Source organism: Streptomyces sp. NPDC096046 (assembly GCF_040303285.1).
Classification (GTDB): Bacteria; Actinomycetota; Actinomycetes; order Streptomycetales; family Streptomycetaceae; genus Streptomyces.
Map to the genome: position 1 here is coordinate 72,971 of NZ_JBEOSZ010000017.1, position 21,751 is coordinate 94,721.

17 protein-coding genes and 4 pseudogenes are annotated in these 21,751 nt (G+C 72.8%); 13 read left to right on the top strand and 8 right to left on the bottom strand.

The features are described from left to right. Positions 1-196: 196 nt before the first annotated feature. Entirely contained in the window at positions 197-2,329 is a 2,133-nt protein-coding gene (locus tag ABTX62_RS17275; RefSeq protein ID WP_352116941.1) for a SpoIIE family protein phosphatase, read from the top strand. Between the two features lie 13 nt (positions 2,330-2,342). On the opposite strand, the gene ABTX62_RS17280 is transcribed toward ABTX62_RS17275, so the two are convergent. Together ABTX62_RS17280 and ABTX62_RS17285 are read right to left on the bottom strand one after the other, a co-directional pair. Next, positions 2,343-3,035 (bottom strand): GAF and ANTAR domain-containing protein, encoded by a 693-nt coding sequence (locus ABTX62_RS17280; protein WP_352117003.1) that lies wholly within the window; start codon positions 3,033-3,035, stop codon positions 2,343-2,345. 113 nt (positions 3,036-3,148) lie between these two features. Next, the gene (locus ABTX62_RS17285; RefSeq protein ID WP_352116942.1) at positions 3,149-5,716 is read right to left on the bottom strand and encodes a SpoIIE family protein phosphatase; all 2,568 of its coding nucleotides are present in this window, start codon (positions 5,714-5,716) and stop codon (positions 3,149-3,151) included. Between the two features lie 149 nt (positions 5,717-5,865). Between ABTX62_RS17285 and ABTX62_RS17290 the strand changes: the two genes are divergently transcribed. Continuing rightward, a complete protein-coding gene (locus ABTX62_RS17290; RefSeq protein WP_352116943.1) occupies positions 5,866-6,453 on the top strand; it encodes an AMIN-like domain-containing (lipo)protein in 588 nt (195 codons plus the stop codon). 44 nt (positions 6,454-6,497) lie between these two features. On the opposite strand, the pseudogene ABTX62_RS17295 reads toward ABTX62_RS17290, so the two are convergent. Continuing rightward, a pseudogene (locus ABTX62_RS17295) lies at positions 6,498-7,265 on the bottom strand (GNAT family N-acetyltransferase); the annotation flags it as partial. Between the two features lie 376 nt (positions 7,266-7,641). Here ABTX62_RS17295 and ABTX62_RS17300 point away from each other — a divergent pair. Continuing rightward, positions 7,642-8,994, top strand: a complete 1,353-nt coding sequence (locus ABTX62_RS17300; protein WP_352117004.1) for a diacylglycerol/lipid kinase family protein — start codon at positions 7,642-7,644, stop codon at positions 8,992-8,994. Between the two features lie 73 nt (positions 8,995-9,067). On the opposite strand, the gene ABTX62_RS17305 is transcribed toward ABTX62_RS17300, so the two are convergent. Next, positions 9,068-9,394 (bottom strand): antibiotic biosynthesis monooxygenase family protein, encoded by a 327-nt coding sequence (locus ABTX62_RS17305; protein ID WP_033311730.1) that lies wholly within the window; start codon positions 9,392-9,394, stop codon positions 9,068-9,070. Positions 9,395-9,467: 73 nt separating this feature from the next. On the opposite strand from ABTX62_RS17305, the pseudogene ABTX62_RS17310 reads away from it, so the two are divergent. Beyond that, a pseudogene (locus tag ABTX62_RS17310) lies at positions 9,468-9,942 on the top strand (Rossmann-fold NAD(P)-binding domain-containing protein); the annotation flags it as partial. Here ABTX62_RS17310 and ABTX62_RS17315 read toward each other — a convergent pair. Both ABTX62_RS17315 and ABTX62_RS17320 read right to left on the bottom strand, forming a co-directional pair. Then, entirely contained in the window at positions 9,893-10,768 is an 876-nt protein-coding gene (locus ABTX62_RS17315) for an SCO4651 family lipoprotein (RefSeq protein WP_352116944.1), read from the bottom strand. The pseudogene ABTX62_RS17310 and the gene ABTX62_RS17315 sit on opposite strands and share 50 nt — an antisense overlap. A 106-nt stretch (positions 10,769-10,874) precedes the next feature. Further along, positions 10,875-11,024, bottom strand: a complete 150-nt coding sequence (locus tag ABTX62_RS17320; RefSeq protein WP_352116945.1) for a hypothetical protein — start codon at positions 11,022-11,024, stop codon at positions 10,875-10,877. Positions 11,025-11,163: 139 nt separating this feature from the next. Between ABTX62_RS17320 and ABTX62_RS17325 the strand changes: the two genes are divergently transcribed. Further along, entirely contained in the window at positions 11,164-11,592 is a 429-nt protein-coding gene (locus ABTX62_RS17325; protein WP_352116946.1) for a hypothetical protein, read from the top strand. A 226-nt stretch (positions 11,593-11,818) separates the two neighbouring features. Next, positions 11,819-13,399, top strand: a complete 1,581-nt coding sequence (gene pgm / locus ABTX62_RS17330) for a phosphoglucomutase (alpha-D-glucose-1,6-bisphosphate-dependent) (RefSeq protein WP_352116947.1) — start codon at positions 11,819-11,821, stop codon at positions 13,397-13,399. Positions 13,400-13,484: 85 nt separating this feature from the next. Here pgm and ABTX62_RS17335 read toward each other — a convergent pair. Continuing rightward, positions 13,485-13,951, bottom strand: a pseudogene (locus ABTX62_RS17335) (DUF5949 family protein). Positions 13,952-14,138: 187 nt separating this feature from the next. Between ABTX62_RS17335 and ABTX62_RS17340 the strand changes: the two are divergent. The 4 genes from ABTX62_RS17340 (at position 14,139) to ABTX62_RS17355 (ending at position 18,143) form a co-directional block, all read left to right on the top strand. Continuing rightward, positions 14,139-14,426 carry a zinc-ribbon domain-containing protein gene (locus ABTX62_RS17340; RefSeq protein WP_352116948.1) on the top strand — a complete coding sequence of 96 codons (288 nt, stop codon included), beginning with the start codon at positions 14,139-14,141 and terminating at the stop codon, positions 14,424-14,426. Positions 14,427-14,733: 307 nt separating this feature from the next. Continuing rightward, complete coding sequence (locus tag ABTX62_RS17345) at positions 14,734-15,219, top strand: SRPBCC family protein (RefSeq protein ID WP_352116949.1); 486 nt, start codon at positions 14,734-14,736, stop codon at positions 15,217-15,219. 232 nt (positions 15,220-15,451) lie between these two features. Further along, positions 15,452-16,456: a trypsin-like serine peptidase gene (locus ABTX62_RS17350; protein ID WP_352116950.1), complete on the top strand. Its 1,005-nt coding sequence runs from the start codon at positions 15,452-15,454 to the stop codon at positions 16,454-16,456. Positions 16,457-16,664: 208 nt separating this feature from the next. Continuing rightward, positions 16,665-18,143, top strand: a complete 1,479-nt coding sequence (locus ABTX62_RS17355; RefSeq protein WP_352116951.1) for a cytochrome P450 — start codon at positions 16,665-16,667, stop codon at positions 18,141-18,143. Between the two features lie 47 nt (positions 18,144-18,190). On the opposite strand, the pseudogene ABTX62_RS17360 reads toward ABTX62_RS17355, so the two are convergent. Further along, positions 18,191-18,382, bottom strand: a pseudogene (locus ABTX62_RS17360) (SGNH/GDSL hydrolase family protein); the annotation flags it as partial. Positions 18,383-18,485: 103 nt separating this feature from the next. On the opposite strand from ABTX62_RS17360, the gene ABTX62_RS17365 reads away from it, so the two are divergent. The 3 genes from ABTX62_RS17365 (at position 18,486) to bdeA (ending at position 21,640) form a co-directional block, all read left to right on the top strand. After that, complete coding sequence (locus tag ABTX62_RS17365) at positions 18,486-19,136, top strand: LysE family translocator (protein ID WP_352116952.1); 651 nt, start codon at positions 18,486-18,488, stop codon at positions 19,134-19,136. A 115-nt stretch (positions 19,137-19,251) separates the two neighbouring features. After that, complete coding sequence (locus ABTX62_RS17370; RefSeq protein ID WP_352116953.1) at positions 19,252-19,803, top strand: snapalysin family zinc-dependent metalloprotease; 552 nt, start codon at positions 19,252-19,254, stop codon at positions 19,801-19,803. Positions 19,804-20,710: 907 nt separating this feature from the next. Then, positions 20,711-21,640, top strand: a complete 930-nt coding sequence (bdeA, locus tag ABTX62_RS17375; RefSeq protein WP_352116954.1) for a bis(hydroxyethyl) terephthalate hydrolase — start codon at positions 20,711-20,713, stop codon at positions 21,638-21,640. The last annotated feature ends 111 nt before the right edge of the window (positions 21,641-21,751 follow it).

Genomic DNA, 21,751 nt, shown 5'->3' on the forward strand with positions numbered 1-21,751 from the left:
CTCCCGATGCCGTCCAGGGCTCCCGATTCTGTCAGCGGGCGCCCGCACGCACAGCCGCCCGTGCGAAACGACCGGATCACTGTCCCCGGCAGCGCCCCCGGCCCGCACCTTCCGGTGTCGAAGGCGGGCACCCGCGCCGACGACGTGCCCGCGGGCCTCGCCAGGCGTAGCGTCCGGGTAGGAGCGGGAGGACACCATGCCCGGGAGCGATGAGCAGGCCGGAGGCACCGGATCGCTGGACGACGCACTGGCAGCGGCCCTGGCCGACACCGTGCGCGGTACCGGCGCCTCGTTCGGCGGCCTCTTTCTGATCGAGGAGGCGGAGCCGGTGTTGCGCCTGGTGGCCCAGTGCGGTCTCCCGGCGGCCTTCACCGTCCCGTGGCAGCGGCTGCCCCTGACCGCACCCGTCCCGGTCACCGACGCCATCCATGACGACGCCGTGGTCAGCGTCACCGGCCAGGATGAGATGGCCCGCCGCTATCCCCGGGCCGCCGCCGTCCTGCCCTACCCCTTCGCCCTGGCCGCCGTTCCGCTGACCGGGGTTCGGCGTTCCTGGGGCGGCCTGGTGCTGATGTGGCCAGCCGGGCGGCCCCGCAGGATCACACCCCGCGAACAGGGACACCTCACCTCCAGCGCGCGCCGCATCGCCCGCCTGCTGGACGACGCCACCCGGTCGCCGCACCTGCCCGAGGTGCCGCGCGTCGTCCCCGTCGAGGTCTCACGCCACCCCGCGCAGACCGGCCTGGCCGCCGCCGACTACCTCGAACGCCTTCCCGAAGGCGCCCTGGCCCTCGACCTGGAGGGCCGTATCACCTTCGTCACCGCCACGGCGGCCCGCCTGCTCGGCCGCGGAGCCGACCGGCTCCTCGGAACCCGGCCCTGGCACTCCCTGCCCTGGCTCGACGACCCCGTCTACGAGGACCACTACCGCACGGCGCTCGTCAGCCGCGCCCCCGTGTCCTTCACCGCGCTGCGGCCGCCGGACCAGCCGCTGACCTTCCAGCTCTATCCCGACACCAGCGGCATCAGTGTGCGCGTGGTCGCGAGCACCCGGCAGAGCGAGGACTCCCCGCCCGCCCCGGCGCGCCCGGCCGTCGCGGCACCGACGGGACGCCTCTACCAACTCGTGCACCTCGCGGCCGCGCTCACCGAGACGGTGACCGTGAGCGACCTCGTCGCGCTGATCGCCCACCAGATCCTGCCCGCCTTCGGCGCCCAGGGCCTCGTCCTGTCCGGCGTCGAGGCCGGCCGGCTGAAGATCACCGGCTACCACGGCTACCCGGCCGACGTCATGGAGCGGCTCGACGCCCTGGCCCTGGACACCGACCTCACCCCCGCCGGCCGGGTCCTCACCGACGGCACCCCGGCCTTCTTCGCCCACCCCGCCGAACTGGCCGCCAGCTACCCCCGAGCACCCCAGATCAGCGGCAAGGAGGCCTGGGCGTTCCTCCCCCTGATCATCTCCGGCCGACCGGTCGGCTGCTGCATCCTGTCCTACACCCGGCCGCACACCTTCACCGCCGACGAACGCGCCGTCCTCACCTCGCTGTCCGGCCTCATCGCCCAAGCCCTCGACCGCGCCCGCCTCTACGACACCAAACACCGGCTCGTGCACGAACTGCAGCGCGCCCTGCTGCCTCGGGCCCTGCCCCGTCTGCCCGGCCTCGACGTCGCCGCCCGCTACCTGCCCGCCGGCCACGGCACCGAGGTCGGCGGGGACTTCTTCGACGTCCTGCGCCTGAACGACACGACCGCGGCCGCCGTCATCGGCGACGTGGAAGGCCACAGCGTCGCCGCCGCCGCCCTCATGGGCCAGGTCCGCACCGCCATCCACGCCCACGCCACCGCCGGCGCCGCACCCGGCGACGTCCTCGCCCGGACCAACCGGCTCCTGGCCGACCTGGACTCGGAACTGCTCGTCTCCTGCCTCTACGTCCACCTCGACCTGGCGGGCCGACAGGCCTCCTTCGTCAGCGCGGGGCACGTGCCGCCGCTGCTGCGCCACGCCCGGCACCCGGCGGGGGTCCTCGACGTCGAGCCCGGCCCCCTGCTGGGCATCGTCACCGGCGCCCACTACCCGGTCACGACCGTGCCGCTGCTCCCCGGCACCACCCTCGCCCTCTACACCGACGGCCTGGTCGAACTCCCCGGCACCGACGCCACCCGCACCACGGCCGACCTCGCCGGGCACCTGGACGGCGCCGACGGCCACGATCTGGAACGGCTCATCGACCGGCTCCTGCGCCACACCACACCCACCGGACGGCACACCGACGACATCGCCGTGCTCCTCCTGCGCGTCTCCCGTCTCCGGGACGGAGCGCAGTGAGGCCGCCGGCCCGTCAGGCCGGATCGGGGTGGCCGTCCCGGACCCTCCGCGCCACGTCGCGCAACTTGAGGTTGTGCTGCTGGGAGACACGCCGCAGCACGCCGAAGGCCTCGTCCTCGCCCAGCTGATGCCGCTCCATCAGGATTCCCATGGCCTCGCCTATGGAGTGCCGTGTCTCCATGGCGTTCTCCAGCTGGTCGACGGTGCGCGCCGTGGCCAGCGCCACCGCGGCGTGTGAGGCCAGCAGCCACCCCGCCGCCTCGGAGTCCTCCCCGAACGCCCCGGGGCGGAAGGAGTAGAGGTTCAGCGCGCCGAAGTCCTCCCGGTCGGTGTACAGCAGGACACCGGTCATGCTGCCGATACCGAGGTCGCGGGCCGCCAGGCTGTACCGCGGCCAGGACGGCTGCGGCCGGGTCATGTCGGCGATCCGGAACAGCCTCTCGCCGTCCACGCGGCGCGCGGCGTCGAAGCACGGCCCCTCGCCCAGCTCGCCCTGGAGCCGGTCCGACTCCTCGACTCCGTCACCGCACACGGCCAGCGTCACGGACCGGCCCTTCGCAACGGTCAGGATGCCCGCCGCGTCGCACCCCTCGACCAGCCTCACCGCCGCTGTCACGATCACGTCCAGCGTCGCCTGAACCGAATCCGCCGCGACCAGATCACGGGCGAGCAGCGCCATCTGCTCGGCGTACCGCTGCCAGTCCACCGTCACCACCGCCTCGCTCACCGGTCCCGCCCACGCTACTCCCCGTCCTTCTCGCGCGGCCGTTCACCCGCTCGGCCGGGCGTCCGGAGCATGCCCGGCGTCGAGCGCCGCGATCACCGGTACGCCGTCAGCAGCAGCGCCACGTCGTCCGGCCGCTCCGGGGCCTGCCGGGCGGTCCCCACCAGCCGGTCGGCGAGATGCTCCACCGAATCCGCCGGGGTCTCGGACAGACGCCGGCGGACCGCGCCGATGCCCGTCTCGATGTCGCTGCCGGGCCGCTCCACCAGCCCGTCGGTGTACAGGGCGAGAACGCTGCCGGGGGCGAGCGTGAGCGCGGTGACGGGATAGACCGAGTCGGGCTGCACGCCCAGCATGACGCCGCCCGCGAGGTCCAGTGTCTCGGCCCGCCCGTCGGGATGGCGCAGCAGCGGTGGGGGATGGCCGGCCCGTACGGCGAGGGCGCGCCCGGTGGCCGGGTCGAGTTCGATGTAGCAGCAGGTGGCGAAGACGTCCGACTCCAGCTCGGTCAGCAGCCGGTTGGTGTGCGTGATGACCTCCTGCGGCGGGCGCTCGCTCGCGGCGAAGGCGTGCACGGCGCTGCGCAACTGTCCCATCACCGCGGCGGCCCCCACGCTGTGGCCCTCGACGTCCCCGATGACCAGCGCCACGCCACGGCCGGTGGTGATCACGTCGTACCAGTCGCCGCCGATCGCCATGCCCTGTGTGCCGGGCAGATAGCGGCCGGTGGTGCGCAGGCCATCGACGGCGGGCAGCCGGTGCGGCAGCAGCCCCTCCTGGAGGCCGCGGGCGACGGCGGACTCCGAGTCGTAGAGCCGCGCCCGCTCCATCGCCTGGGCGGCCAGGCCGCTGAGCGCGGTGAGGGCCGAGCGCTCGTCGGGGGTGAACCGGTGCGGGGTGTCCCAGCCGAGGATGCACGAGCCGACCGCATGACCGGAGGCGATCAGCGGCAGGAACGACCAGGCGTTCATCCGGTCCAGGACGATGCCCGGATAGGCGAGGGAGAGGTCCTCGGGCGACTCGAAGAACAGGGGGAGCCGCGTGGTCAGCGCGTGGACGCCGGGCAGCTGTGTGTCGAGGGTGACCCCTTCGAACGGGGTGAGGAACCCCTCCGGGTAACCCGACTCCCACAGCAGGTACATCCGGCCCTCGCGGACGGTGTACAGGGCCAGCTCCCGGGCGCCGAAGGCGGGCAGCAGCTGCTCCGACACCGCCCGGCAGACGTCCCGCACGGTGACCGCCTCGGTGAGCACGCTCGCCATCTGCACCACGTGGTACAGCGCCCCGGCACGCGCGGCGGCGACCGGCCCGGGCGGCGGGGCGACGGCGCTGATGCCGGGACCGGCGCCGGAACCGGCTTCCGCTCCCGCCTCGGTCCCCGTGGGCGGCCCGGCCGGAAAGACCCGTCCGGTCAGCCCGTGCACGTCCGGATACAGCACGAAGCTCAGCCAGTTCCCCTCGGGGCGCCGCACGAGGAAGGACACCTGCTCCTGCGACAGCATCGCCGCTCGGTAGCGGTCCTCGTAGGCGGGATCACGGAGCCAGGTGACCACCTCCCACGGGTAACGCCCGAAGAGCTCTTCCCGGCCTGATCCCAGCAGTTCCTCGCAGCGGCGGTTGGCGTACGTCAGACGGCCGTCCTGGTCCAGGGAGAACAGCCCGTCGGGCAGCCGCTCGGCCGCCTCGGCCGCGGTGACCCCGCCGGCCGCGTCGACGAGCGCGCCCACCAGGATCCGCCCGGAGCCGGCACCGCCGTGCACGAGGTGGCCCCACAGCTCGACCGGCCGGTAGCTGGTCCTCGCCTCGCCCCGGGACTCGTCCCGCAGCCGAAAGTGCCGGGACCTGACCCGGCCGCTGGACAGCGCGTCATGCCGGCTCTCCCGCAGCTCGTGCAGGTCGTCGGGGTTGACCCGGGCCTCGACGTCCGCGATGGTGCCGCCGTAGTCCGCGCGGTCGACGCCCAGCAGTTCGAGGGCCTCGTCGTCCGCCGCGCACCGGTCGCTGTCCAGGTCCCAGTCGATGAGCCCGACCCGGACCGGACGGGCGGCGGCGGTGGGCAGTCGCACGCTGACCGGGTCGTCGTCGTACTCGATCCGGTAGCCGGCCGGGCCCGGGCCGGTCCGGTTCGCGGCGAAGCGGTCGAGGCGCTCCTCCATGGCCCGCTCGGCGGGTCGCAGCGCGAGATCCACCGCCTCCGCGTCGATGGGCGTCCGGGCGGCCGAGCGCAGCACGACGAGGACGCCCACGGTCTCGCCGCCGGCCTGCACGGGCTGGTAGGCGGAGCCGAAGGAGTAGGGCAGCCCGGCGGTGAAGTGGGGGAAGCGCACCATGCTGGCCCGCTCGTCCGGCAGCCACAGCGTCTCGTCGCGCCGGTAGGCCTCCGCCATGGGCAGGGCACCGCCCACCGGTACCCGCCACCAGCTCTTGAGCAGGGACCGGGGCACGCCGGTGACCATCGCGAGGACCAGCGAGCGCCGGTCTCGGGAGCGCAGGTAGACCAGTCCGCCGTAGCCGTCGAAATCCCGCACGGCCTGGACCAGCGGGGCCGTCAGGGCGTCCTCGATCCGGCCCGTGTCCCCGTTCGGGACCCGGCAGTCAGCCCCGTCCCGGCTCCGGCCACCGGCTGACCGGGGCCTGTCCGGTACGGCGGCTGCCTCATCCATGTCGCGTCCTCCCGGTACGGACGCACCGGACACCTATCGCTCCCCACCAGGATGTGCCATCGTCGGCGGTCCGGCGCGGCAAGTGCAACCTTTCGGTCCGCCCGGTCGTCTCACCCGGCATCATCCACATGCAAGCCTCGGGGGCGGCAATGGTAAGAATCAGAAGAGCATGCGCGACTCTCGCACTCGTGGGGGCCACGGTGGCCGTGGCGACGGTTCCGGCCGGCGCCGCACCGGCCGGCGTCCAGCGGTCCACCGCACAGGCCACGTGCCCGACCGGCTGGGGAAGCCTCGCCAAGACCGACGCCGGCGCCACGCTCGCATCGGTGACGAACGTCAGGACCGGCCGCCACACCTGCTTCGACCGGATGGTCATCGACGTGCCGGGCGGCGGCAGCGGCGTCGGCTACACCGTGCAGTACGTCGACCGGCTCTACCAGGACGGCTCGGGCCGGCACATCCCGGTGGCCGGCGGCGCCGTCCTCGAGGTGCGCGTGGCCGCTCCCGCGTACGACCCGGAGACCGGCGCGGCCACGTATCCCGGCCGCCCGGCGCGTCCGCTGCCGGGCGTCGACCTCACCGGCTACCGAACCTTCCGGGACACCCGTTTCGCGGGCAGCTTCGAGGGGGACACCCAGATCGGCCTCGGCGTCCGCGCCCGGCTGCCCTTCCGGGTGCAGCAACTGGACGACCGCGTCGTCGTGGACGTCGCCCACAGCTGGACCGCCACGGGATGACCGCGCGGTGCCCGGCCCTCAGGGGCCGGGCACCCGGCTCCCGATCAGCCGGTCCGGGACCGGACGGCCCGGCCCCAGCCGCCCCGCAACCGGCTCAGTTCCTCAAGGGTCCGTGCCGCCGCGCCGGCCAGGCGGGGCCGGTCGCGGACGAAGCGACGGGCGGCCCGTGCGGGCTCCCGGCCCAACCAGTGGGCGGCCCCGCCCGGCACCGGCCCTACCACCGCCCCTTCGTACACCCGCAGGTCGCGGGTCTTGAGCGAATCCTTGTAGCGGGCCGGACCGCTCCCCAGGTCCACCGTCTCGACCCCGTCGGCCGCCGCGGCCTCCAGCATCCTCAACTGCGGCACGAGGCCGGGGGAGTACGCGGCGTACGCGCGGTCGTACGCCGGGAACCACCAGAACAGCACCGAGCGCGAGCGCAGGCCGAAGCGCGCCGCCACGGGACGGTCCGCGGCGTACAGCACGGACAGCACCCCACGGCACTCGGGGTCCTCGCTCGCCCCGAGCGACCCCACCAGGCGGGTGATCCACTCCTGCGCGAACCGGTCCCCGCGGCCGGTCCGCCGGTACTGTGCCGACTTCCACCGCATCAGCGCCCGCAGCGCCCCGGGATCCGCGGAGTCGTACACGAACCGCACCGTCCCGATCCGCCGCGCCGGCTTGAGCTTCTTCGCCAGCGTCTGTCTGAGGAACCCCGGCGACTTCGCCCGCAGCCGCTCCCTGTACGCCTCGAACCCCCTGCCGATGTCGACGACCGGGGAGGCGAGCTCCTCGACCGCGTGCGGCACGAACACCCCCTGCCCGGCGGGGCGGCGATCCACGTCGTCACCTCGACCGTCGGTTGATCCGCGTACCGTGCGCCCGTCCGCTCCATCGTGTGTCGGCCTCCTCGCCGGACTGGGACTGAGGCCACGAAGTTGCGTAATAAGACTCAACAGGTCAAGGGCGTGAGGCGGAAAAGGGAGTGAGTCTGCGTGCCGATGTGCACCGGTGCGCGGAACAGAGCACGGAGAGCCGCGTACGCTACCGATGGCTCCGTCCACGGGGTTCTTCGCGCCTGAGGTGCCCGGCGGAGGGGAGCCATCCATGGACGGCAGTGGCAGAGCCGAGGCGTCGGCGGGCACGATGGTCACGGCCGGGCGCGGTCTCGAGAGTGCGCCCGCGCCCGCCTTCGAGCGGAGGGACGAGATGGGATCGGCGATGAACGAGCGGTTTCACCGCCGGCAGAGATGGGCCGCCAGGGGTGCCCTGGCCGCGGCCGCTCTCGCGGTCCTGCTGCCCCTCGTCTCCGGCGGGCTGCGAGGGCTCCTGCTGCTCGTGACGGCCCTCGCGGGCCTCGCCCTGACCGCGGCCGCGCTGTGGTGGGTCCTGTCCCGGCGGGGAGTGGCCCGCGTCGCCGCGGCCGCGCTGGTCGTCGTCGCGCCCGTCGGCCTCATCACCCTCTTCGCCACCGCGAATCTCCTCTGGGTGGTCTTCCTCTCCCTGCTCCTGTGGTGCGGGGCGGTCTGGAGCGGCCGCTACGCCCTGCGCAGCACGGGCCTGCGGTCCGTACGGGCCAAGGAGTACCGCACACCGCCGCCGCTGCGGCCCTTCCTGCTGCTCAACCCGCGTTCCGGCGGCGGCAAGGTGGAGAAGTTCAGTCTGCGGGAGAAGGCCGAGTCGCTGGGCGCCCAGGTCGTCCTGCTCGACCAGGACCAGCACCAGGACGTCACGGCCCTGGCCAAGGCCGCGGTGGCCGACGGAGCCGACCTGCTGGGCGTGGCGGGCGGCGACGGCACCCAGGCCCTGGTCGCCGCCGTCGCCGCGGAGCACGGCCTGCCGTTCCTCGTCATCGCCGCCGGTACCCGCAACCACTTCGCCATGGACCTGGGCCTGGACCGGGACGACCCCGCCACCTGCCTCGACGCCCTCACCGACGGCGTCGAACTGCGGGTCGACCTCGGGTTCGCCGGAGACCACCCGTTCGTCAACAACGCGTCGTTCGGCGTGTACGGGGCGGTCGTCCAGAGCCCCGGCTATCGGGAGGACAAGGTGGGCGCGGCCCTGGAGCGTCTGCCCGACCTGCTCACCCGGCAGAGCGGTCCGCGTCTGACGGCCACCGCCGACGGCACCACCGTCGCCGATCCGCAGGCGATCCTGGTGAGCAACAACGCGTACCGCATGGACGACCCCTTCGGTTTCGGCCGGCGTGAGCGGCTCAACTCCGGGCGTCTGGGGGTGCTGGCCGTCCGTGTGGACAGCGCCGTGGAAGCGGCCGAACTCCTGCTGTCACCGCGTCCGGAGGGGCTCACCGTGCTCACCGCCCGGCACGTCGTCGTCGACGCCGACGAACCGCAACTGGAGGTCGGGCTGGACGGCGAGGCGCTCACGATGTCCGCCCCCGTCCACTGCCGCATCGTACGCCGCGCCCTGCGCGTCCGGGTGCCCCACAACCGCCCGGGCGTCCCGGAGGCGCCCCCGCGCCTCGACTGGCGCCGGTTGCGCAAGCTGGCCGCCGCGGTCGGCCGCACCGCCGCGCCCACACGCTCCCGACGCACCTGAGCACCGGTCGCGAGGCCACGCACGAGGTCCCCCATGCCACAGCGCATGGGGGACCTCGTGCGAGCGCCGCCGGTCAGGCCTCCTTGGGTCCGGCCTGCTGCACCACCTCGAAGGACCACAGCGTCGAGCCGCTCGCCGCGGGCTTCGGCCGCTCGCCGCCCTCACCGCCACCCTGGTGCGCGGTCTTCATCGGCCCCTCCATCCAGGCCTGGAACGACTCCTCGTCGCGCCACCGCGTGTAGACGAGGTAGGTGTCGGTGCCCTCCACCGGGCGGAGGAGCTCGAACCACTCGAATCCGTCGGAGTTCTCCACGGCGTGCGCCCGGGAGGCGAACCGCTTCTCCAGCGTCTCCCGCTGCTCGGCCGGCACGGTCAGCACGTTGATCTTGACTACGCTCATGGGCCCCATCTTGCCCGATACGCGTCCGCGCGGGTCGAGCGCTACACACCCCAGGGGTTGTGAACACGTTCCAGGCGGCGTCTTCGACGTCCTGCCGCGACCGGCCCGGCTCGGGCTCGGCGGCCCCGTCGCCGGTGGCGGCCAGTACGTGTCCTGGATCCACGACCAGGACGTCGCCCGGGCGATCGAGTTCCTCGGGGCCCGGGACGACATCGAGGGCCCGGTCGACCTCGCCGCTCCCGGGCCCTTGCCGCACCGCGCCTTCATGCACGCCCTGCGTACCGCGAGGGGCGTTCCGGTGGGCCTGCCCGCGACGCGCTGGATGGCGGAGATCAGCGCCTTGGTCCTGCGGTCGGACACCGAACTGCTGCGAACGAAGCCGCGTCGTCCCCGGCCGCCTGCTCGAAGCGGGCTTCGCCGTCGGCCACCCGGCATGGCCGACGGCCGCGGAGGACCTCGTGGGACGCCTCCGCGGCCGGGCGGCGAGGTGGACTGGGGTCAGCTCTGCCGCTTGCCCTGCTCCAGGGCCTTGCCCGTCATGTCGGTGACCTGCCCGGCCGGGGGCGCGTCCGCCTCCATCTCGGTGCCGAAGTCGGTGAAGTCCATGACCGTGCGCACCGTGATCTTCTCGGGAGCCGACGAGGCATCGGTGGAGGACCCCTGCGTCCCCGCCGGGGACGTGACGGTCATGTCGATCTGCTGGCGGCGCATCCGGCCCTCGTCGTCCAGCCAGACGTCCATCGGCAGGGTCGGGCCGACCTGCTCGCGCAGGGTGTCGCCGTTGGGCAGTTCGGCGACGTCGACGGAGACGCGGTAGTGCGTGGTCTTCACGCCGTCGATCGTGGCCGTGCCCTTCTCGGTCACGTCCTTGTCGGTGATCGCCTTGGCGTACGCGGCGGACTGCGCCGGGTCACTCATGGACGGGTCGCCCGCACCCTGCTGTGCGGCGACCTTCCCGAGGTCGATCTTGATCCAGGGCTTGCCGCCGGGCGCCTGCCCCTTGGGCATCTTCTGGTAGAGGATCTGGTCGATCACCCGCTGCTCGAGCTGCTGCCCCTGCACCGTGAGCGTCATGATGCTGTCGCCGTCGTCCAGGTCGACCACACCCTGCCCGTTCGCGGTCTGCGAGGTGCCCTGGGCGGAGGTCCGCACCTTCAGCCTCACCTTGGCGGTGTCCTCCTCGGCCGTCCTGTCGTAGGCCGACCGCACCGCCCGCGTGCCCTGCTCCCGGGCGCCGGCGCTGGTCTTCGCCGGCGATCCCTGCGCGTCACCGCCCGAGTCGCCGCCGTCGCCGCAGCCGACCAGCACCGTCCCCGCCAGGACTCCGGCGACGCCTAAGGCGCAGACCCGCGTACCGTTGCCTGCCCTGCCCATCGGACCATCCCCTCTCAGGTGTGTGGTGCCACCCAAGTGCCCCCGTCGGACATGAACACACGTGTGTGCTCAAGGAGTTGGATACCGGGAGGAACCGGCGTCCCGGTCAGTGGCCGCGGCCCCTGAGCTTGCCGAGCAGACGCTGGGCCTGGGCCCGCTTGCGGGGGTCGGCCGCCGCCCGCCGGGCCTGCTCCGTGGCCCGCCGTCCCTGCGGGCTCCTGGCGAACTCCTTGATGCGATTCAGCATTCCGGCCATGACGCACCTTCCTTCCTGATCCGGTGTCGGTTGCCTGTAGGTCGTCTACCCCCCGGGTGAGGGGTACAGGCACCCTCCTGCCCCGGACGGTCCGCGACCGAACGTGTTTGCCACCGGAGTCAGAGGCAAGTCGGTGTCCATGACTGAAGAGAACAAGCGCACGAATCAGAAGCCGACCACCGTACGGACCGCCGAGTCCAAGACCCGCCGCACGGCGGACAAGGCCACCGCGCCGGCCTCCCAGGCGGCGAAGGGCGCGGCGGACAAGGCCGGTGAGACGGCGTCAGCGGCCAAGTCCGGCGCGGCGCGCTCCGCCGAGACGGCGAAGTCGGCCGCACAGACCGCGGCCAAGGGCGTCGAGGCGGGCCGCCAGGCGGTCGTCACGGCCTCGGGCCACGTCGCCACCACGGCGAAGACGGCCTGGACGGTCATCGCCCACCGCAAGCTCGTGGCCGCGGGCGTCGGAGCGGGGCTGACGGCTCTGAGCGCGGCGTCCTACGCCGTCGGACGCCGCGCGGAACGCGGCGCGCACGGCCCCCTCACCCGGCTCACCGGCGGACGCATCTGAGGACCGCCGGCGCGATGGACGTGCCGGCCCGAGGGAAGCAGGCGGCGCGACGCACCACCGGGTGTCCCCGTGGTCCGTGGCGCCGCCTCCTCGTGCGCCGTGCCGTCTCCCGCGTGGTGTGGCGCACATCCGGCCCTCACCGGGGTGCCCCCCTCGCGCGGCGCCGCTGTGACGAGGAAGGATGAGAGCGCAAGCGAAGGATCAACCCATGCGGAGGAGCGGCCCCATGCAGCACGAGCGAGCGGGAAGTCCGGCCGGACCCGAAGATCTCGTCGATGTCGCTCGGCTCGTCACCGCGTACTACGCGCTCCGCCCCGACCCGGACGACCCGGGGCAGCGCGTCACGTTCGGGACCTCCGGACACCGCGGATCGTCACTGGCGAGCGCGTTCAACGACGGCCCCCTCTTCCTGGGCGCCGACACCCACGCCCTGTCGGAGCCCGCGCGCGTGACCGCCCTGGAGGTGTTCGCCGCCAACGAGGTGACCGTGCTGATCGACGAGGCGGAAGGCTACACGCCGACCCCGGCCGTCTCGCACGCCATCCTCGCCCACAACCGGGGCCGCACCACCGGCCTCGCGGACGGCGTCGTCGTCACGCCCTCCCACAACCCGCCCGCCGACGGCGGGTTCAAGTACAACCCGCCCAGCGGGGGCCCCGCCGCCTCCGACGCGACCTCCTGGATCCAGGACCGGGCGAACGAGATCATCCGGAGCGGCCTGAAGGACGTACGGCGTGTCTCCTACCCCCGCGCCCTCGCCGCCCCCACCACCGGCCGGTACGACTTCCTGGGCACCTACGTCGCCGACCTGCCCGGCGTGCTCGACCTGGACGCGATCCGCTCGGCCGGCGTTCGCATCGGAGCCGACCCGCTCGGCGGGGCGTCGGTCGCCTACTGGGGCCGTATCGCCGAACAGCACGGTCTGGACCTGACCGTCGTCAACCCGCACACCGACCCCGCCTGGCGGTTCATGACGCTGGACTGGGACGGCAAGATCCGCATGGACTGCTCGTCGCCGTACGCGATGGCCTCGCTCATCGAGCAGCGCGACCGCTTCCAGATCTCCACCGGCAACGACGCCGACGCCGACCGGCACGGCATCGTCACCCCGGACGCGGGCCTGATGAACCCCAATCACTACCTGGCCGTCGCCATCTCCTACCTCTACGCCCACCGCGAGCGCTGGCCGGCCACCACCGGCGTCGGCAAGACCCTGGTCTCGTCCGCCATGATCGACCGGGTCGCCGCCGACCTGGGCCGCGAGCTGGTCGAGGTGCCCGTCGGCTTCAAGTGGTTCGTGGACGGACTGGCGGGCGGCACCATCGGATTCGGCGGGGAGGAGTCCGCCGGGGCGTCCTTCCTGCGCCGGGACGGCTCCGTGTGGACCACCGACAAGGACGGCATCCTCCTCGCGCTGCTCGCCTCCGAGATCACGGCGGTCACCGGCAAGACCCCCTCCGAGCACTACGCGGCGCTGACCGCCCGCTTCGGCGAACCGGCCTACGCGCGCATCGACGCCCCCGCGACCCGCGAGGAGAAGGCCCTGCTCGCCAAGCTCTCTCCGGCCCAGGTCAGCGCGGACACGCTGGCCGGGGACGCGGTCACCGCGGTGCTCACCGAGGCCCCCGGGAACGGAGCTGCCATCGGCGGTATCAAGGTGACCACCGACAACGCCTGGTTCGCGGCCCGCCCCTCGGGCACCGAGGACGTCTACAAGATCTACGCCGAGTCGTTCCTCGGACCCGACCACCTCGGCCGGGTCCAGGAGGAGGCCAGGTCCGTGGTGCTGTCGGCCCTGTCCGCCTGACACGAGCACGGCCCGGTCCTGCCCGCCTGACCTCGAGCGCGGCACGGCCCGGGCCACCGTACGTGGCCCTGGGCCGTGCCGCCGGTCAGCCGCGCAGGCTGCGCGCGGGCGGGACGACATGCGCCGCCGCGGCCATCGCGTCCTCGTCGGAGGTGAAGGCGGCGAGCGTCTCGACGTCACCGGGCTCGGCGCCCTGCGGCCACGGCCGGGTGGTGAAGATGAGGTAGGCCAAGCCGAGTTCGCCCACCGCCTCGAGCCAGGTCTCCGGCGGGACGAACTGGGACTTGAGGTACTGCACCCCCCGGGTGAGGACGGCCGACCCGGGTACGACGAGCAGGCTCACCGGCAGACTGGGCCGCTGGACCGCGTGGACGAGTCCCTCGCCCAGGGGAGCCCGGCGCTCAGCAGCAGCTGCTCGATGGCCTTCGAGGTGCCCTCCGGACCGTTCGGACCGTCTCCGAGGGAACAGGCCAGGAGGTAGGGGACGTTCCCGTCGGGGGTCGTGCCCCGCCAGGACTGGACAACGAGAGAACCCAGGTCGTCGGCGGGCACGGACTGCGTTTCGGGTGAGATCGTGGTTACCGCGGAACCGTATCGGCGCCCCGGGAGGCACCCGGCCCGCCGTCACCCGAGTGGACCAGCCCCCGTCGGGCTCTCCACACGAACGAAGGGCTCGCGCCCCTGGCATGCCCGCGATACAGGACACTGGGTGGAGATCCGACCCGGGAAGGACCGACACGTGATCATCTTCGGCACCAAGGGATACCTGTACCAGTTGGCGATACTGACGCTGGTGTGCGGTCAGTGCGGAAATCCCGCCGCCCACACCCTTCGCAAGCGCGTCACCAAGTTCAGCCTGTTCTTCGTCCCGCTGTTCCCGATCTCCACGAAGTACCTGACGCAGTGCACCTTCTGCGGCGCGGAACAGAAGGTGACCAAGGAACAGGCGGAGCGGTTGCAGATCCAGGGCGCGGACGGCCCGAGCGGTCAGGCGCACGGGCAGCCGCAGCAGCACGACCGGTTCTGATCCGGGGCCGGACCGCTGCGGTGCGCGCCCGCGGACCGGTCTCCGGCCCCTCCTCGCCGGCCGGCACTTCGACGGGCAGGGAAGTGTTCCGCCCCGGCCGCTGCCGCCGCCCTGGTCCACGCCTGAGCCCCGGGCCCGGCCACGGCTTGCGCTCGCAGACGCCGAGGACCACCGCTCCCGCGGCCTGATCCGCTGATCGCATCCGATGTGGCAACCGCGGCATCCCGGGTACTCGACCTCCGCGGGCCCGGACCTGAGTGGGCCGATGGGCCTCCTGCAGTCGATCAGTGAATACGGAGGCATACAGATGAGCACCGTCAAGGAAACCGTCGAGGTGGACGTCCCCGTCCATACCGCCTACAACCAGTGGACGCAGTTCGAGGAGTTCCCGAACTTCATGGAGGGCGTCGAAGAGGTCAGGCAACTGGACGACCGCCACAACCACTGGACCACCAAGATCGGCGGGGTACGGCGCGAGTTCGACACCGAGATCGTCGACCAGCTGGCCGACGAGCGGGTCACGTGGCGCACGACCAGCGGAGACACGCACCAGAGGGGCTCGGTCCGCTTCGAGCGTCTCGACGACAACCACACCAGGGTGGAGCTCGTGATGGATGTCGAGCCCAGCGGAGCCGTGGAGAAGGCCGCGGACGTGATGGGCACGATCGACCGCCGGATCAAGGGTGACATGAAGCGCTTCAAGCAGTACATCGAGGAGCGCGGAGTGGAATCCGGCGCCTGGCGCGGCCGCGTCGAGCCGGGCGGCCCCAGCGGCTCCGGCCCGATCCTCTGACACCAGCCGCGCACTCCCCGAACCCGGCCTCACACGAGGCCGGGTTTATCTGTGCCCGCATGTCCCGTCCGTGCGGGGAGAGCGTGGAGTTTTGGCCATCGTCATGTCATGCACCTGTCCATATCGGTCTCCGGGTGGCACGCTGCCTCCTGACTGTCCGCAGTGACACCCCTGCCTGACCGGGTGACGGGCTCCCCGTCGCCCGGCCCCCACAGCAGAAGGAGACCGCGTGATGGGCGAACCCCGCAGACTTCCCTCCACCGGCGGCACCACCCGCGTCCGCCGCTCCGTCCTCGGCGCGCTCGCCGGCGTCGCCGCGCTCCTCGCCACCGGCGTCACCGCCGCACCGGCGAGCGCCGCACCCGACCCCGGCCTGATGACCCCCTCGGCGCAGGAACGCGCCCTGGCCTTCTGGACCCCGCAGCGGATGCGCGAGGCCACCCCGCTCGACGTCCTGACCGTCGACCGCTCCGACGTGCGGTCGCCGGCACTCCGCAAGGGCAAGACCACCATCGTGGCCCCCAGTGCTCCCGCCTCCGCCGCGGGCCCGCTGGCCTTCCCGCACCGGGGCGGACCCTGGTCCGGCGGGGGAGCGGTGACCAAGACCGCCGGGCGGGTGTTCTTCACCTACCAGGGACGCACCGCGTCCTGCTCCGGCAACGCGGTCACCAGCGCCAACAAGAGCACGGTGATGACCGCGGGCCACTGCGTGAAGCTGGAGGGAGCCTGGCACACCAACTGGGTGTTCGTTCCCGGCTACCACGACGGGCAGCGCCCGTACGGTACCTGGACCGCCTCCAAGACCCTGTCCACACCGCAGTGGACGGCAAGCGAGGACATCAACTACGACATCGGCGCGGCCGTGGTCGCCCCGCTGGACGGGAAGAAGCTGACCGATGTCGTCGGCGGTCAGGGCCTGGCCTTCAACACCGGCTACAACAAGGCCATGTACTCCTTCGGCTACCCGGCCGCCGCGCCGTACGACGGCGAGAAGTTCATCTACTGCAGCGGCACCACCACCCGGGACTTCCTGCTGTCCGACGACCACGGCCTGACCTGCAACATGACCGGCGGCTCCAGCGGTGGACCGTGGTTCACCCAGTTCGACGAGGCCACCGGAACCGGCCTGCAGTCCTCGGTGAACAGCTTCAAGTACAACTTCTTCCCGAACTCCATGTACGGCCCGTACTTCGGCGCGGACGCCCAGAACCTCTACCAGAGCGCCCAGTCGTCCTGATCCGCCCCCACCGGGAGCCGGGTCCTCCGCCGCGCCAAGGCGAAGGACCCGGCTCCCGGTCTCGGCGCGACCGCGTTCCCGGCCCCTCGGCGGCAGGCAGGTGCCGGTCGGGTGTGACACAGAGAGCACGGACGGCCGGAATCGCGCGGGGATGCGTTGGGCATGCATCGATCGTTTGTCGACGCCCCCGCAAGGAGTGAAACCGGCCATGAACGCTCCCACGACGTCGCCCACCCCGACCGCCCCCGGCGGGCTCCCCCTGATCGGCCACGGCCTCCGGCTCGCTCGCGATCCCCTGCCCTTCATCACCTCCCTGCGCGACCACGGCCCGGTCGTCCGCATACGCATCGGCCCCACGCCCGCCTACGTCGTGACCGACCCCGCCCTGACCCGCAAGGTCCTCGTGACCGACGCCGCGCACTACGTCAAGGGCGGCAGGATCATCGACGCCCTGCGCGTGTTCTTCGGAGACGGCCTCGCCACCATCGCCGACGGAGACGCCCACCTGCGCAACCGCCGCCTGATGCAGCCCATGTTCAACAAGGCGCACATCGCCGACCGTGGTGACGCCATGATCGAACAGGTCACCGCGACGGTCGGCGCGTGGCCCGAAGCGCAGCCGCGCGCGGTGTACGAGGACATGAACGAGGTCACGCTCGCGGCCTTCCTCGTCGCCCTGTTCGGCGCGGACCTGCCCGGGCATCTGGCGGGCGAGTTCACCGCGTTGATGCCTGAGATCATGAAAGGAACGATTCGGCAGACGATTCTCCCGCCCTGGGCGACCCGGCTGCCGCTCCCCGCCAACCGGGCGCACGCGCGGCGTGTCGCCCGCCTGCGTGCCCTGATCGACCAGGCCGTCGACCACCGTACGAGCCGGCCGGCTCCCGCCGACGCCGGGGCCGCGGCGGCCGAAGCGGGATGCCCGCAGGCGGCGGCCGCCCGGGAGCAGCGGACCGGCCTCTTCGACACACTGCTGACCGCCGAGGAGCCGCTGTCCCGCCAGCAGCTCCAGGACGAGGCCATCACCCTGCTGACCGGCGCCATCGAGACCACCGGCACCACCCTGGCCTGGACCCTCTACGAGATCACCCGACACCCGAGGGTCGAGCGGCGGCTGCGCGAGGAACTCGCCACGGCCTGCGCGGACCGCCCCTTGACCTACGACGACCTCGATCATCTGCCGTACGCACGCCGGGTGTTGCAGGAGGCCATCCGCACGTACGGCCCGGCCTGGCTGGTGACCCGGACCGCCACCCGCGACCTCGACCTCGGCGGGCATCTCGTCCCCGAGGGGGCCGACGTGGTCTGGAGCCCCTACCTGCACCAGCACGACCCCGACGTGTTCGCCGACCCCGACGCCTTCGACCCGGACCGCTGGACACCCGAGAACGTGTCGGCCACCCGCGGTTCGTTCCTCGCCTTCGGCGACGGCCGCCGCAAGTGCATCGGCGAGAACTTCGCCTGGGCCGAACTCCAGATCATCCTGGCGACCATCCTGCGAACCTGGCCGACCTTCCGGCTCACGTCCCGGGCGCCGCGGCCGCAGGCCGTGGTCACGGTCAAGCCGGACCGCATGACCATGGAATTCCACCGGCAGGCGTCCCCGGCCCGGCATGCGAGTGACGCCCCGGCCCGCACCGCGACGGCCCGTGATCCCGGTACGAGGCCCTCGCCCTCCGCCGGTTGATCCCCCAGCCGGTCGGGGCGGCCCCGCGGGCAGCCTTCGCGTCCCCCGACGCTGATCAGATCCGCGGGGGTGTCCCGCATCGCGTGGGCGGTGAACGGGTCGAGCAGCGCGCTGCCACCGAACCCCAGGTTGATGAGGTCCACTGCGCCCCGGGCGGCGGCCAGGGCCGGCCAGGTGGCGGTCGGACGTGTGGCGTTCGAGCCGTGGCTGATGGAACTGCCGTGGGGCTGTCCGAGCGGCCCGCACCGGGGTACCCGGCGAGGCCGTCGCGTCGGTGGCCGGTGCTGGAGGTGCCGACGGAGGTGGAGCACGGGTGTCTTGGAAGCGCGGAGTGGAGGGCGGATGGCGGTCGACCTGGCCGGTTTCCTCGGCGTCGTCCTGGTGGCGTACCTGGTGCCGGGCCCGGACTTCCTCGTGGTGGTCAGATCGGCGGCCGAGGACCCCTCGAAAGGCAGAGCCGCGGCGCTCGGCGCGCAGACCGGCCTGTGTGTGCACATGCTGGCCGCCGCGGCCGGTCTCTCGGTGATCGCCACCCGTTCACCCATGGTGTACGACGCGATCAAACTGATGGGGGCGGCCTACCTCGTGTATCTGGGTGTACGGGCCGTACTCGCCGCCCGCCGGGCCGCTCGGGAACGGAGGAGCTCGAACGAGGCCGCAGCGTACGCCCCTCGGGAGGACGGCCCGGCCCGGGGGCGTTTCCGGTCCGGTTTCACACAGGGTTTCCTCACCAACGTGCTCAATCCCAAGGCCGCTCTGTTCTTCCTCAGCGTCCTGCCGCAGTTCGCGGACGGCAACGGATCGCTGGCGCAGCAGATCTTCCTCCTGGGCATGCTGGACGTCATCATCGGCGTCGTCTACTGGTTCGCCCTCGTCGTCGTCGCCGCGCGGCTGCGAGCCCTGCTGACGCGGCCGACGGTCCGTCATCGCTGGGAGCTGGCCACCGGCTGGTCGTTCATCGTCATCGGTGTCTCGGTGGCGGCCGTCGCCTGACGGTCCGGCATGCGGTGGGCGTACCCCGTTCGACGGATTCGGTGGGGACCGCGCTGGGCAAGGGGCTAAAGAATGTCATGAGCACGACTGCCCTTTCCCCACGAGGAGGTCGATCATGCACGTCCGCCTGCTGACCGGCGGCCTGGCCGCCGCCTGTCTGGTGTCCATGTCCCTGACGGGTGGCCAGGTCGCCGCCGCCGCGCCCCCTGCGCCGGCCGCCCGGGTCCTGACCTATGACGCCGCCGGCTCCGCGGAGTTCAGGAGCGCCGTCGATCGCGGCGCCGCGATCTGGAACGAGAGTGTCGACGCCGTCGAGCTGCGGCCCGTCGCGGCCGGACAACGCGCGAACATCCGGGTCCTCGCGGACAACGGCTGGCCGCGCGCCCTGCCCACCACCCTGGGCAACGGGACCGTGTACATCGGGCGCCAAGCCGTTGAGCAGGGTTACCACACGATCCGCATCTCCGCGCACGAGCTCGGCCACATCCTGGGCCTGCCGGACCGCAAGCCCGGTCCGTGCTCCAGCCTGATGTCCGGTTCCAGCGCGGGTGTTTCGTGCGCGAACCCGTATCCCGACGCGGCGGAGAAGAGGGAGGTCGAGGGGAACTTCGGCGGCGCACTGGCCGGGCGGGCGCCGGTGGTGCGAGCCGACGTGATCGTGGACTGACCGATCGCGCCCCCGAGAGGGATGCCCGGCGGACTGCGGGCATTCCGCACCAGGCCGTCGCGGCCGTGCACGCGCTCACCAGACCGCGCGCACGGCCGCTTCGGCTTTCCGGAGCCGATCCGCGACGTCCTGTGCCGGCGGGGCCCTGCATCCCGGGGTGAGGTGGTGAGCCGCGACGCGCAGCGGCCGGGAGTCCGGCTGGAATCACCGTACGCGCCGCGTCCCGCGTACCGGCTGAGTGTCCGTCACGGGCCGCTGCCCGCCGTCTCGGCGTGCTCGACGCGGGCGGCGGTGAGGCCGGACCCGGGACCAGGGAGTGGCCCGGTTCCGTGACGATTGGGCGGTCGCCGCTGGACCGGGCGGGTGCGCGCCGGCTCAGCCGGGCCGCGCACGGGCCGCATGCGGGGCCGCATCCGGGAGCCGGATCTGGAAGCCGTGCCGGCACCGGCGAAGCCGGCCGGCGGGCTCCCGCCGATCGTCGACGCGGACGATCCGGCACCGGCCGGGATCGGCGGTCACCTTCTCCGTGAACGCTCGGGCTTCGCGGCACTCCGGGCCGTCAGGCCCCCGGGGGGTGCGGCAACCGCGGGCCCCGGGCGTCCGTGACGTCCGGGGCCGCTCCCGGATCACCCGCGGGCCGGTGGCGGTGCCGTCGAGCGGGTCGCCTTGCGATCCGGCAGGCGCGTGCAGCCAGGCCGGCAAGGGGGGCCCGGTGTGCCCGGTGCGGTCGATCAGTGTCCGCCGGCGTCACAAGACCGGTGACATTGCCGGTCCGCCCGCGGTGGCCGGTCCCCGACAGTGGCACAGCCAGCCCGACGGCGGTGCCCGTCGCCGGCACGCGGCGGACTCCCCAGGTCCCGCGTGCCCGTGAACGGGCCGACCGCCACGACAGAGAGGACGACTCGTCGTGCCACTCCATCCCCACACCGATTCACCCCCTCGCGACCGTGGCTCACGCGGGCGCCGGGCCGGGCGACTGGCCGCCGCCGGGGCGGCGCTCGCCGTCGTCGTCGGCCTGGGCCCCCTGGCCGGCCCCGGCGCCCACGCCGCGGACAACCCCTACGAGCGCGGCCCGGCCCCCACCACCTCCAGCATCGAGGCGCTGCGCGGCCCGTACGCCGTGTCGCAGACGTCCGTCTCCTCGCTGTCCGTCACCGGATTCGGGGGCGGCACCATCTACTACCCGACGAGCACCAGTGACGGCACGTTCGGCGCGGTGGCCGTCTCGCCCGGCTACACCGCCTACGAGTCGTCCATCTCCTGGCTCGGGCCGCGCCTGGCCTCACAGGGCTTCGTGGTGTTCACCATCGACACGCTCACCACGCTCGACCAGCCCGACTCGCGCGGCCGCCAGCTCCTGGCCGCCTTGGACCACCTCACCCAGCGCAGTTCGGTGCGCGGCCGCGTCGACGCCTCTCGCCTCGGTGTGATGGGCCACTCGATGGGCGGCGGCGGCAGTCTGGAGGCCGCCAAGTCTCGCCCGGCCCTCCAGGCGGCGATCCCGCTGACCCCGTGGAACCTCGACAAGACCTGGCCCGAGGTCACCACGCCGACCCTGATCTTCGGAGCCGACGGGGACTCCATCGCCCCGGTCGCCTCCCATGCCGAGCCCTTCTACTCGAGTCTGTCCTCGTCGCTGGACCGGGCCTATCTGGAGCTGAACTCGGCCACTCACTTCACGCCCAACTCGTCGAACACGACGATCGCGAAGTACAGCGTTTCCTGGCTCAAGCGGTTCATCGACAACGACACCCGCTACGAGCAGTTCCTGTGCCCGCTGCCCCGGCCGAGCCTGACCATCGAGGAGTACCGGGGCAACTGCCCGCACCGCTCCTGATGTCCCGCGCCCCCGGGCTGCGGTAGGCGGCAGCGAGGGGCGAACCGGCGGCGGACGCGTCACCCGCGTCCGCCGCCGGCGGCGTGCCGGGGCACGGCCGGGAGGGCTGGC